Origin of the sequence: Chryseobacterium edaphi, from assembly GCF_025628985.1 — a bacterium.
GTDB lineage: Bacteria > Bacteroidota > Bacteroidia > Flavobacteriales > Weeksellaceae > Chryseobacterium > Chryseobacterium edaphi.
In genome coordinates, this window is sequence record NZ_JAOTEM010000003.1 from 67,606 (window position 1) to 80,075 (window position 12,470).

Here is a 12,470-nt window from a genome sequence, read left to right on the forward strand (position 1 = left end):
TACTTTTACCTTAAACATGGTGTGTAAATTGTTATAGCATTTTTATTAAAAAACTATAAACTTTTAACTTTTTCAGGACATTTTTTTTATTAATCCATATATTTGCATATTATGGAATACAACACCCAAAGAACTCAGCTTAATATGCCGGAATACGGCAGAATTATCCAACAACTGGTTGAGCGTTGCAAAGAGCTTTCTACAAAAGAAGAAAGAAACGAAATGGCAATGGCAATCATTGATTTTATGGGTCAGAGAAACCCGCAACTACGAGACGAAGACAATTACAAACATAAACTTTGGGATCACTTATATATTTTGGCTAAACATGATCTGGATATCGATCCTGTTTATCCTTTCCCGACTAAAGAAGAACTTGAGGAAAAACCAAAAAGAATGGAATATCCTAAACTTCAGGGAGATTTTAAATTTTATGGAAAAAGTATTCTTCAGCTCATAGAAAAAGCAATCGAACTGGAACCGGGAGACGAAAAAGAAGCTCTGATCGAAGTGATTGCCAACAACATGAAGAAGTCTTATAATGTTTATAATAAAGAACATGTTACCGATGATGTGATTTTCCGTCATCTGAAAGAATTATCATCCAACAGACTTGATTTAACGAATATTGAATCTCTTGAGAAAAGCAAGATCTATTACGCAACCGCAAACCGTAATAATCTCAACAAGAACAATAATAATAGAAATCAAAGCAATACTAACAACAATATTAACAAAAGAAGATTCACAAATAACAACAATAATAAGAATAGAAGATAATGAGTGGGACATTTCAAATAAGAGGAGGAAAAAGACTGCAAGGTGAAATCACTCCACAAGGGGCAAAAAATGAAGCTCTCCAAATCTTATGCGCGGTTTTGTTAACGGATGAGGAGGTAAGAATAAAAAACATTCCGGATATCCATGATGTCAACAGATTGATTGAGATTTTAGGCGATTTCGGAGTAAAAGTGACTAAAAACGGGCACGGTGACTTTACTTTCAAAGCAGACAGTGTCAATTTTGATTATATTAAATCTGACGAATTTAAAAAAGACGGAGCAAAACTGAGAGGTTCAATTATGTTGATGGGACCCATGTTGGCTCGTTACGGTGAAGCTTATATGCCGACTCCGGGAGGTGACAAAATCGGAAGAAGAAGATTAGATACCCACTTCCAGGGATTGGTTGAATTGGGTGCCGAATTTCATTATGATGAGAACGAATACTTCTATTCATTAAAAGCTAAAGAACTTAACGGGAAATTTATCCTTCTTGAAGAAGCTTCCGTAACAGGAACTGCCAATATCGTGATGGCAGCAGCTTTAGCAAAAGGAAAAACAAGAATATACAACGCAGCATGCGAACCTTACCTGCAACAGCTTTGCAAAATGCTGAATAGAATGGGAGCTCAGATTTCAGGAATCGGTTCAAATTTACTGACGATTGAAGGAGTTACTCATCTAAACGGTACAGAACACACAATGCTTCCTGATATGGTGGAAATCGGTTCTTGGATTGGTCTTGCAGCCATGACAAAATCTGAAATTACCATCAAAAATGTCAATTGGAGCCAGCTTGGCGTTATTCCAAATACATTCAGAAAACTGGGAATTGAGCTTGAGCAAAGTGGTGACGATATTTATATTCCTTCTCAGGAACATTATAAAATTCAAAAATTTATCGACGGATCTATCCTTACGATTTCCGATGCACCTTGGCCGGGATTTACTCCTGATTTACTTTCTATTATTTTGGTAGTGGCAACACAAGCTAAAGGAAGCATTTTGGTACATCAGAAAATGTTTGAATCAAGATTATTTTTCGTGGATAAATTAATCGATATGGGAGCACAGATTATCTTATGCGATCCACACAGAGCCACGGTAATTGGTTTAAACCAAGAATCACCGCTTCGTGGAACAACGATGGTTTCTCCGGACATCAGAGCCGGAAACGCACTTCTGATTGCAGCACTTTCTGCGGAAGGAAAATCAATCATTCACAATATTGAGCAAATTGACAGAGGATATGAAAACATAGACGGAAGATTGAAAGCAATTGGTGCTGATATTGAGAGAATTTAAGTTTAGGTCAAAATTACAATTTGAATCACGGCAGATTTAATTAAAATAAAAAAGCGTTCGGAATTTATTTTCTGAACGCTTTTTTTATTTTTAAGTTTATTTAAAGTGTTGAACTTTAATATTTTCGGGAAACGATTTACCAACCGCCGCCGCCACCGCCGCCACCCCCACCACCGGAGAATCCTCCACCACCTGATCCTGAACCGGAACTGCTTCCTGATCCCGAACTTGAAGGTTGCGTTGATGCAGATTGTATAGAATTGGTTAAACTTGAATTGAGGACACTTGCCATTGCAAAATGATTCATTGATGAACCAATGTACCAATTGCTCTGGTATTCGTAAGACATCTTTTGAAGCAGATCATCGAATTTCTTTCCCCAAATATCATCTACACCCAAAACCATTGCAAAAGGCAACAATTTTTCGAAAGACTGCGGAGTCATTTCGGGTGGATTGTGAAATTTAATTTGTTCGTTTTCTGCTGCTCCCATATACATTTTAAAACCTTCAATGAGCGATTTTTTTCTAAGCTTTTCTTCGGACGGACGTTTAATTAAAAACTGATAAATCACCAGAAACATAGAACTCAAAATAATAAAAATGTAACACACATTGAAATTATTGTCAATCGTAAAATCGCTTTCGTTATGAATCAGCACTCCTAAAACTATAAATGCGATGACGGGAAAAACCAAAAATAATTTAAATAAACCCGGAAAAAATTTAAATAACACAGTAGCAATTGCAAAAAGTACCGTTAAAATCGCAAGAATAAAAATTCCCAGAAAGACTTTTTCGAATTCAGGGAAAATTCTGAAACTCACAAAAAGTCCGAGAAAATAAACAAACAAGATTGTGATAATTGGCAGAACTAATTTTTTGGAATTATTTCCTTCTTTCAAAAACGAATCATATTCAAATCTAAGGACAGACTGAAAGCTTTTAACCGCATTTTCAACTTTAGAATTGTATTTTCCGTCGAATTTTATAGCGTCTTTACCGCTTGAAAAAAGATTATTCATCAAGCCAATTTCTTCTTTCGGTAAAGTCTGATCAGGTTCCTTTAGTTTTTTAACGGTAAACATTTTAGATTTAAACAAGCCTAAAATGCCCGAATCTTCACCTTCGAAAATCTGGACATAACCTTTTATGGCTAAATTCACCAAAGATGCTGTGAGAAATTTATTTTTAAAATTTTCATTTTGAATATATCCCAAAGAAGCCGGCGAAAGATCGTCAGGAGAATTGAACTGCGGATAGACAATCGGTTTTTCGGGATCGACCCCATATTTTTTCCATGTAGAATAATAGTAAAGTGATAAGCCTAAAAAGACAATAATGCCTGCAATCAAAATTCCAAATTTTTCAAGGAAAGTTGGCGGCGGCGGCGGAATCATTACTCCTTTTTTGAAACCTACAGCAACTGTTAAACCTTCACCTGAACCGAGATTTTCTGCGCTCCATTCAATCGAATGTTCGGATAGAATTCTAGAAGTACAATCCTGGGAACTACTTCCCAAAACTCCTTTATAACATGAATTCTGTAAAATTCCTGCACCTTGAGGAAGATTGATTGTTGCAGAAATACTGTCAACCGGAAAATCCCAGTCATTTCCATTGACATTCCAATACAGCTCATCATACTTTGGGAAAAAACCGATTTGCTTTTCTGTGGTGTATTGTATTTCGTAATCGTAATCTCCAGGACTTAGAATGACATTTTTATTTCCGACATAAATTTTAAGAAAACCGTCCTCATATTCTTCATGATAATCTTCGTCTACACCGTTTTTCTTTACAGAAACCACACTATATCGCACCTTCTGAGTGGTATTATTAAGATTTCTTGTCAGCGGAAGCGAACGGAAAATCCCTCTTTTAATTTTATCTCCAAGACTGTGAACTTTTATTTTTTCGGTGATGTTTAATCCTGAATTTTTATCAACATCAATATTTGCATGAAAATTAATAATCCTTTCAGAACCTTCATTAAAATTGATCGATTCTGAACTTACAGCTTCTGCTTCTTCCGCTTCCTGACCATAATTAAAAGAAAATATGATAAGAAAAAGAAACGCTAAAATCTTTTTCATCCTTTAAAATTTTACCGTTGGAACTTCTCTCTCTGCAATATTTTCAAGTTCAAAGAATTTAGCTTTTTCAAATTTGTACATATTTGCAACGATATTGCTTGGGAAAGATTCTACCAGAGTATTATTTTCTCTCACCGTTCCGTTGTAATATCTTCTAGATTTTTCGATGTCGTTTTCGATAGAACTCAATTCTGCCTGCAATTGCTGGAAATTGGCATTCGCTTTCAAATCCGGATATTGCTCTGCAACTGCAAATAAATTCACCATCGCCTGATTCAGGTTTTTTTCTGCAATCTCCTTGCCTTCTACAGAGTCTGCTCCTACAGCAAGATTTCTGGCTTTCGTTACATTTTCTAAAGTTTCTCTCTCATGTGTTGCGTAACCTTTTACTGTTTCTACCAAATTGGGGATAAGATCGTGACGCTTTTTCAACATCACATCGATACTGCTCCATGCTTCCTGAACGAGATTTTTGAGTTTTACGAGACGATTGTAAATAGAAACTGCGTATAAAACCGCAATTACTATAATACCAAGAATAACAATAAGTTTGATCATAATTTTGTAATTTAATTTATCTAAAAATAATGTTTTTCTCGGAGAATTGAATAAAATTTGTATTCTACTTTTGCCTTGAAGCAAAAGTAGCAAAAGTTCAAGACTGAAAACTCGACTAAACTTTTAAATAATTTTCTAAAATTTCCAAAACTTGCGCGAATTGATAATTAGTTTTTCAATTTAAAAATTGTCTCGCGCTTCAAACAGTGGAAATTTCTTAACGAAAATTATTCAAAAGTTTTTAACGTCTCCGTTTTCTAAGTCTCTTTACAATCATAAATCAAATTATTTTTTAGAATAAATTTAGAGAAAGTTTATTTTTAAAGAAATATCAAACAAAAAAAGCGCTCAATAAATTGAACGCCCCTCAAACTATATGGACTTACAGCTTATGAATATTTTCTGCAGGTATAATCAACAGTCGTATTCATGAGTTTATTGTTATTCAGGAAAAATTCAAGTTCCTGAGATTCTTCTGCACTTGCTTTGATATGTAATTGAAACGATCCGAAATTTGCTCCGTTCATGTATTCCACATTTGCGCTCAGTACTTTGTAGCAGATTCCCATTTGCTGGTAAATCGCATTCAAAAGATGGTCAAACTTCATTTTTCCATTCAGTTCTACTTCGATGATCAAATCTTTTTTGATGAGGTGTACATTTTTTGGCAAAGCCTGCAAATTTGGCGTAATCATAACTAAAACAATTTGTGATTAAACAATACTTTCTGAATTACATTTTTTGAAATATTTACTCATTAATTCCTGACAAAAGTATAAAAAAATATTAGTCTACCAAATTAGTAGGGTAATATTTTTTAATTTTAACTAAAAAAGAGAAGGTTTTCACCTTCTCTTGATCTTTACAGTTCTTTAATTCTTTCTAATTTCTCTGAAGCAGCGAGTCCGTTTGGATTACAACCCGGTTCGCCTTCCGGAACTTTGAGATTTTTTTTAGTATAAAACTCTTCCCAAAAAGAATTTGTTTTACCTGTTTTGGGATCAATGAAAGTCATCGGTTCCAGTTTAAAAATATGATCTTTCCTAAACGATCTTTCGATAAAATCTGAACAGTAATAAGAATTTTCGTCTAAAATATAATTGAAATTGTATGGTTTCCCTACCATTGAATTTGCTTTTTCAATCACAGTCGGAATCGTTTTTTGAAATTCAGGTTTCAATCTGTAAACAATAACTTTTTGTCCGTCGTTTGCCTGATCTTTTAGAAACTCATCTAAATTCTGTTTTTGAGAACCATTTTTCGGAGCTGCATGAAGTACGAAAACTCCATTTTTATCCTTTTGTAAAATTCCGATATGATCGAACGAAGTATTTTTCTGTTTTTGGGTAACGTTGTTGATCGCTCCGGAAAGTCCGTTTTCCTTTGCTGTGACAAATAACAAATCGCCGTTTTTAAGATCTGATGAAATTGAGTTCTTGCAACCTGTAAATAGAATTAAGATGAATGCAATTGCGAAAATTTTAATAAAAAAATTACTTTTTAAGATTGCTTTCATAAATATTGATCCATTCTTCAACAGTCATTTTTTTACTCAGTTCAGCGATTAATTCAAAAGGAATTTCATCCATTTTCTTAAAACGGATACATGATTTACCCATATCCAATTTTCTTTTAGAATGCTTAGGAAATTCTTCTACAAACCAATTTAAGAGTTCAGGTTTTGCATACATTCCCATATGATACAATGCAATGAAATTTTTCTGAGAAGCCAATCCCATAAATGGTAATGGCGAACCCGAAGTACAATGATAACCTGCCGGAAAAGTTTCTAAAGGAACGTTCCAGCCGATCATTCCGTTGCTTACACCATTTTTAAAGCCTTCAGGTAAATTTTCGGAAATGGTATCAAAAAGCTGTCTAAAAACATCTTTTCTTTCATCAGGAATCTGGGAGACGTAATCTTCTACAGACGTTGCAGGAATTTGCATAGCATAACAGTTTTAAGTTTTCAAATTAACAAAATTTAAATTACATAAAAAAGCAGCCATACTTTCGTACAGCTGCTAAAAAATAATTCAAAATAAAGGTTATTTCTTGATCGCTTTTGTAACAGATTCTGTTCCGTCTTTAAAGCTTACTTTAATCATATACAATCCTTCTTTCAATTCAGCTAAACGAACTTCTTTTGAAGAATCATTTATTTGTTTTACGATACGTCCTGCAACGTCATAAACCGTAACTGATTTGATATCTTTCGTTTCAGAAATGTAGATGACATCTTTGAAAGGGTTTGGATGAATGCTTAGTTTTTTATTCACTGCAACAGATTCAGAAGTACCTAAATTAGCAGATTCTACAGTAAAATTATCTATATGGAAATCATAATCCTGAGTATCACCTACAGAACCAGAAGTCCCATAGAACGCAAAAACTGTATTGGCACTGTTATATCCTGTCAAATCTAAAGAATATACGCTTGAAGTATTGGAAGGTTCATTTCCTGCTGTCCAGATTTTAAGCGAAGTCCATGTGGCACCTCCATCATTCGAAACAAGCAATTGTACATTGTCATCAGATCCCATCGCTGAAGATAATGTATTATTATACCCAGTTAAACCGTAATCGAATTTCACTCTGTAACCTCCGCCTGATAAATTAAAGACATTAGTTTTCAACCAACCTGTTCTAGCGGTACTATAAATATTCATTCTTACAGAATTAGCAGTCCCAGTATTTAGGAAACCACCAGATACCCAATATGGACTAGTTCCACTTGGTCCTGTTGCAGGTGTACCTCCTGAAAGAGCATTTGACCAACAATTCCCAGGAACTGTACTAAAATCATTAGTATATGACGGAATCACTGGAGCACATAAAGTAGTAAATGAACCAAGACTTGTCCATACACTTTTACTTGTAGCACTACATGAAGAACGCATCCACAAATAATAAGTTGTAGCAGGATTAAATCCTGAAACAACAGATGAAACATTACCTGCAGCAATAGTTCCTGTAGGTGTTGTTGTAGCAACAGGAGCGGTATTGGTGGTAGAATAATAGTAATCATATCCATTTGCCGGAGCAGATGAAGGAGCAGTCCAAGAAGCAGTCACAGTATTAGCTGTCACAGCAGAAGTAGAAACAGCACTTGGTGGGAAACATGTAGGAACAGCTTCCCAAACTACATCATCATAATAATAACCTTTTCCATCAGCAGTATTACGTATTGCCAATCTTGCAGTCGCAGGAACTGTATTAGGCACAATCACGCCATAATCAGAATTAGTAATATAACTTGTATTTGCAATACTTAAAGCTTGTAATAAAACGAAAGTACTTGCATCAGTAGGATTAGTTAGATATCCAACATTTAACGTTCCTGTGGCAGCACTAATTCTCGCTTTAAATTTCAACCAATGAGTACCTGCATTAATATTACTCAATTCTGGCAATACGGCAGTCGTTACCGCCTGTGCAGTTGTACTGTATTGGTAAATATTTCTCGTTCCTGATGCAGGACTTGTGCTACTGATAGATAAGGTACCTGTAGTAACGAGTCTACCCCAACAATCAGGTAATACTGCAGCAGCTGCGTAAGAATCAAAATTTTCAGACAGTGATGTCACAGCACCGCAAGCTGATTTAAAAGATGTTGCGTATGCCCACTCTCCTGTTGTGGCACCACATTTTGACCGTACCCACACATAGTATTGAGTATTAGGTAATAATCCACCAATTGGCGTTGTAACTCCAGTAACTCCAGCAACAGAAGGTGTTGCAGTGCTACTTGGCGCAACAGTGGCAGAAGTATAATATACATCATAATTACTCGGTGGCGTTGACGGTGCAGTCCAACTTACAGTGGCAGAAGTTGCAGCAATTGCAGATACTGTAGTGGCAGTTGGTGCAACACATGAACTGTATTTATCTGCGGAAATAGCAAATATACTAAGTAAACCGGAACCAGATGTTTTAGTTATAGCAACACTTGTGATAGTTTTAGATTGATTTGCAGCAATGATTGCCATAGGAATTTGATACATCCTAGGATTTGTACCAGAAGCTGGATCGACTACATCAGTATCGATTTTCACTCTACCAATGCCCTGTATTGCAAATCCGGTCCCATTGTACCAATCTGCAACAGCTAAGTTGGTAAATGATTGAGTGGTACCATCACTAAAATTTACTACTGCACTCAAAGCACCAGATCCACCACCACCAGTAGTCAAGAGATATAAATTATATGCAGCAGTAGCAGTCGTAAACGAAAGCGTTCCTGTATCACCGGTTGCACTTAATTTTAAAGTATTTTGACCAGTGTAAGGAGCAAGCTGATAAGTAAGTCCTTGCGTTGTTGTTACAGCACCCCAAAACTGACCATTAATTGGAAGTCCAAAAGTAAGTACCGGACTTGCAGCTGTAGGTTGATAATCTTTGGACAAATAGGCATTATTTTCGCTTGTAGAAGCTCCATTGTCTATGGGGATAGTTGTACTTGATGCTGCCGGTCCAACTCCATTTGCAATTGCATCACCATTAAACCCACCTGATAATGCTACAGGATAATAGTATTGTGCCGATAAACTTGCCGATGAAAGCAATAAACCCAAACTAACAATTCCCAAAAATCGATTTATTTTCATATTATTAATTTTAACTCTGCTAAAATAATAAAAAATCAATAAAAATCAATTTAAAATATCTATTCAATATTAAATTTTCAATATTTGAGAATAAAACATAATTTTTATTCATTCAAAATATTAACAAAATTCTACTAATAAAATTTTTATCAGTAAAAAAAAATAAATATTATGTTAAAATTTTAAAGAGAATTTAAATTTCTACAAAATATAACATTCACCACATAGTTTTTTACTTATTAAGAATTTAATCCTATTTTTGCCTTACAAATTTTAGAACAATGCCTAATATCTCAAACAGAGCACAACAAATGCCGCCTTCACCGGTAAGAAAACTGGTTCCTTTTGCCTTGAAAGCAAAGCAAAGAGGAACGAAAGTCTATCATTTAAATATCGGACAACCCGATATTGAAACTCCGGAAACAGCTTTGAATGCTTTAAAAAACATTGATTTAAAAGTATTGGAATACGCTCTTTCTGAAGGAAATATCGAATACAGAAAAGCACTGACCGAATATTACCATTCACTGGACTTTACAGATCTTACTCCTGATAACTTCATTGTAACAAATGGTGGGTCAGAAGCTTTAAATTTCGCAATATCTACTTTGTGTGACGACGGCGATGAGGTAATCATTCCAGAACCGTATTACGCAAATTATAACGGATTTACAAGCACATTCAATGTCAATGTGGTTGCAGTTCCTTCAACAATTGACACAGGATTTGCGTTGCCTCCAATCGAAGAATTTGAGAAAAAAATCAGTGCAAAAACAAGAGCGATTATTATTTGCAATCCCGGAAATCCAACCGGATACCTTTATACAAGAGAAGAATTGCAGCAATTAGCAGATATCGCCTTAAAATATGACATCGTTATCATCTCAGACGAGGTTTACAGAGAATATGTTTATGATGGAAAACAACAAATTTCAATGTTTGCATTTCCTGAATTGGCAGAAAACTGTATTATTATCGATTCAGAATCAAAGCGTTATTCTATGTGTGGTGTAAGAATCGGATGCATGATCACACGTTCTAAAAAAATTCATGATGCAGCCATGCTTTTTGCACAGGCAAGATTAAGCCCAGTTCTCTTAGGACAGATCGCAGCTACTGCAGCTCACCAAAATGACGGAGCTTACATAAGAGCCGTTAGAGAAGAATACACCCACAGAAGAAATGTTTTGGTAGATTTACTAAACGATATTCCTGGTGTTATTTGTCCAAAACCAAGAGGTGCATTTTATTGCGTTGCGGAACTTCCCGTTGATGACACAGAAGTATTTGCACAATGGTTATTAGAAAAATATTCTTTAAATAACGAAACCATCATGGTTGCTCCTGCCGGAGGATTTTACAGCAATCCTGAATTAGGAAAAAAACAGGTTAGAATAGCTTACGTACTTAATGAGCAGGATTTGAGAAAAAGCGTTGCGATATTGCACGCTGCTTTAGAAAATTACAATTCAGACAAACGTCATTAATACAATTGAAACATCATGTCAACAGTAAAAACAACTAGTTTGAGATCATTCATTTCTATGTTTTTACTGTTGATATTTTTTTCTTGCAGCGAAAAATCTACCGAAAAAATAAATTCAACAAACCCCGAAGAAATCACATTTATCGGATTGTCAAATGTTGGCGGAGAATTAGGAAGCTACAGCAACATCAGAATCACTAAAGATTCCATCCACTTTGAACAGGGAATGACAGCCAATCAAAAACATAGTGAGTGGCACAAAGCGATCACTCCGAAAATCTGGAAAAACCTGACCTCTTCTTTCAAGATCAAAGACCTGAGTTTAATTGAAAGTTCGCCCAGCATTCAGCATCTCGACGGTATGGATGAAACTTTTCAAATAAAAACTACTAAAAATTCTCACGTCTACGTCAATGCTTACAGCGATACTCACTACAGACAATTCGAGGAATTTAAAATTAAACTCGAAAATATAATTCCTCAAAAACAACAATAGGTTTTTTACCATCTAGCTAAAAACAAATTCAAAACACATCTTCTTTAATGCAGGAAAATTTTTCTTTAAAAGCTTACAACACTTTCGGTGTCAATGCAAAAGCCCGATATTTTACAGAAGTAAATTCTGTAGAAGAATTGATCGAAAACCTTAAACTCTCAAACTCCCAAACACTCCCACTTCTTTTTCTTGGAGGCGGAAGCAATGTTTTATTTACTAAGGATTTTGAAGGACTGGTTATTCAGCTTAATTTAAAAGGAATTTCAGAAGAAATGATTAATGAAAACGAAGTTTTGGTAACAGCAAATGCAGGGGAAAACTGGCATGAATTTGTACAATTTTGCTTAAATAAAAACTATGGCGGACTTGAAAACCTTTCCCTAATCCCTGGAAATGTAGGAACTTCGCCAATGCAGAATATCGGAGCTTACGGAACAGAAATAAAAGATGTTTTTGTAAGTTGTAAAGTTTTAAATCTGGAAACTTTAGAAGTTGAAGAATTTGATTTAAATAAATGCAGATTCGGTTACAGAGATTCAATTTTTAAACAGGAAGGAAAAGGAAAATATGTGATTTTGGAAGTTACTTTTAGACTAACAAGAGAAAATCACATCATTAAGACAGAATACGGCGCAATCAAAACAGAGCTGGAAAATCTGGGAATTCAAAACCCTACGATTCAGGATGTTTCTAAAGCTGTAATTAATATCAGACAAAGCAAATTACCTGATCCGAAAATTATCGGAAATGCGGGAAGTTTTTTCAAAAACCCAACAATTCCTTTAGCTCAATTTGAAGATTTAAAATTAAAATTTGAAAACATTCAAGGTTATCCAAATGGAGATTTCGTTAAAGTTCCAGCTGGTTGGCTGATCGAACAATGCGGATGGAAAGGAAAACAAATCGGAAACGTAGCTTCTCACCAATTGCAATCTTTAGTCATCATCAACGCAACAGGAAATGCAACAGGAAAAGAAATTTTTGATTTTTCCACGATGATTATTGATTCTGTGAAAGAGAAATTTGGGATTGAGTTGGAGAGAGAAGTGAATATGATTTAAAAATAAATTTCTTATTTAAAATTTGAATTCAGTACATTTAATAATTAAAAATTTACAACTTTCAGAAAACAGCCGAAAGA

Annotated in this window: 11 protein-coding genes; 5 read left to right on the plus strand and 6 right to left on the minus strand. The window is 34.9% G+C overall.

Annotated features, from left to right (window positions below):
* Positions 1-111 precede the first annotated feature (111 nt).
* Positions 112-780 carry a DUF4290 domain-containing protein gene (locus NZ698_RS12615; protein WP_129536110.1) on the plus strand — a complete coding sequence of 223 codons (669 nt, stop codon included), beginning with the start codon at positions 112-114 and terminating at the stop codon, positions 778-780.
* Entirely contained in the window at positions 780-2,087 is a 1,308-nt protein-coding gene (gene murA / locus NZ698_RS12620) for a UDP-N-acetylglucosamine 1-carboxyvinyltransferase (protein WP_263003497.1), read from the plus strand. Before NZ698_RS12615 ends, murA begins: the two co-directional genes overlap by 1 nt.
* A gap of 136 nt (positions 2,088-2,223) precedes the next feature.
* Here murA and NZ698_RS12625 read toward each other — a convergent pair whose 3' ends face one another.
* The 6 genes from NZ698_RS12625 to NZ698_RS12650 all read right to left on the minus strand — a co-directional run bounded on the left by NZ698_RS12625 (position 2,224) and on the right by NZ698_RS12650 (position 9,347).
* The gene (locus tag NZ698_RS12625) at positions 2,224-4,182 is read right to left on the minus strand and encodes a DUF2207 domain-containing protein (protein WP_263003498.1); all 1,959 of its coding nucleotides are present in this window, start codon (positions 4,180-4,182) and stop codon (positions 2,224-2,226) included.
* 3 nt (positions 4,183-4,185) lie between these two features.
* Entirely contained in the window at positions 4,186-4,740 is a 555-nt protein-coding gene (locus NZ698_RS12630) for a LemA family protein (protein ID WP_263003499.1), read from the minus strand.
* A 389-nt stretch (positions 4,741-5,129) separates the two neighbouring features.
* Positions 5,130-5,435, minus strand: coding sequence for an NIL domain-containing protein (locus tag NZ698_RS12635; protein ID WP_263003500.1), 306 nt, complete (start codon positions 5,433-5,435; stop codon positions 5,130-5,132).
* 167 nt (positions 5,436-5,602) lie between these two features.
* The gene (locus NZ698_RS12640; protein ID WP_263003501.1) at positions 5,603-6,256 is read right to left on the minus strand and encodes a YiiX/YebB-like N1pC/P60 family cysteine hydrolase; all 654 of its coding nucleotides are present in this window, start codon (positions 6,254-6,256) and stop codon (positions 5,603-5,605) included.
* Positions 6,234-6,689: a DUF1801 domain-containing protein gene (locus NZ698_RS12645; RefSeq protein WP_263003502.1), complete on the minus strand. Its 456-nt coding sequence runs from the start codon at positions 6,687-6,689 to the stop codon at positions 6,234-6,236. The genes NZ698_RS12640 and NZ698_RS12645 overlap by 23 nt, the downstream gene beginning before the upstream one ends.
* A gap of 99 nt (positions 6,690-6,788) precedes the next feature.
* Positions 6,789-9,347, minus strand: coding sequence for a fibronectin type III domain-containing protein (locus NZ698_RS12650; RefSeq protein WP_263003503.1), 2,559 nt, complete (start codon positions 9,345-9,347; stop codon positions 6,789-6,791).
* 281 nt (positions 9,348-9,628) lie between these two features.
* Between NZ698_RS12650 and NZ698_RS12655 the strand changes: the two genes are divergently transcribed.
* From NZ698_RS12655 to murB, 3 genes are read left to right on the plus strand one after another with little or no spacing between them, the layout of a single operon-like run.
* A complete protein-coding gene (locus tag NZ698_RS12655) occupies positions 9,629-10,834 on the plus strand; it encodes a pyridoxal phosphate-dependent aminotransferase (RefSeq protein ID WP_263003504.1) in 1,206 nt (401 codons plus the stop codon).
* 15 nt (positions 10,835-10,849) lie between these two features.
* Positions 10,850-11,329 (plus strand): hypothetical protein, encoded by a 480-nt coding sequence (locus NZ698_RS12660; RefSeq protein ID WP_263003505.1) that lies wholly within the window; start codon positions 10,850-10,852, stop codon positions 11,327-11,329.
* Positions 11,330-11,376: 47 nt separating this feature from the next.
* Positions 11,377-12,390 carry a UDP-N-acetylmuramate dehydrogenase gene (gene murB, locus NZ698_RS12665; protein ID WP_263003506.1) on the plus strand — a complete coding sequence of 338 codons (1,014 nt, stop codon included), beginning with the start codon at positions 11,377-11,379 and terminating at the stop codon, positions 12,388-12,390.
* Positions 12,391-12,470 lie beyond the last annotated feature (80 nt).

What these genes read in the sequence shown, in the direction of transcription:
- NZ698_RS12625 (WP_263003498.1), bottom strand. Translation starts at nt 4,182, where the DNA reads ATGAAAAAGATTTTAGCGTTTCTTTTTCTTATCATATTTTCTTTTAAT.
- NZ698_RS12645 (WP_263003502.1), bottom strand. Translation starts at nt 6,689, where the DNA reads ATGCAAATTCCTGCAACGTCTGTAGAAGATTACGTCTCCCAGATTCCT.
- NZ698_RS12655 (WP_263003504.1), top strand. Translation starts at nt 9,629, where the DNA reads ATGCCTAATATCTCAAACAGAGCACAACAAATGCCGCCTTCACCGGTA.
- NZ698_RS12635 (WP_263003500.1), bottom strand. Translation starts at nt 5,435, where the DNA reads ATGATTACGCCAAATTTGCAGGCTTTGCCAAAAAATGTACACCTCATC.
- NZ698_RS12650 (WP_263003503.1), bottom strand. Translation starts at nt 9,347, where the DNA reads ATGAAAATAAATCGATTTTTGGGAATTGTTAGTTTGGGTTTATTGCTT.
- NZ698_RS12615 (WP_129536110.1), top strand. Translation starts at nt 112, where the DNA reads ATGGAATACAACACCCAAAGAACTCAGCTTAATATGCCGGAATACGGC.
- murB (WP_263003506.1), top strand. Translation starts at nt 11,377, where the DNA reads ATGCAGGAAAATTTTTCTTTAAAAGCTTACAACACTTTCGGTGTCAAT.
- NZ698_RS12660 (WP_263003505.1), top strand. Translation starts at nt 10,850, where the DNA reads ATGTCAACAGTAAAAACAACTAGTTTGAGATCATTCATTTCTATGTTT.
- NZ698_RS12630 (WP_263003499.1), bottom strand. Translation starts at nt 4,740, where the DNA reads ATGATCAAACTTATTGTTATTCTTGGTATTATAGTAATTGCGGTTTTA.
- NZ698_RS12640 (WP_263003501.1), bottom strand. Translation starts at nt 6,256, where the DNA reads ATGAAAGCAATCTTAAAAAGTAATTTTTTTATTAAAATTTTCGCAATT.
- murA (WP_263003497.1), top strand. Translation starts at nt 780, where the DNA reads ATGAGTGGGACATTTCAAATAAGAGGAGGAAAAAGACTGCAAGGTGAA.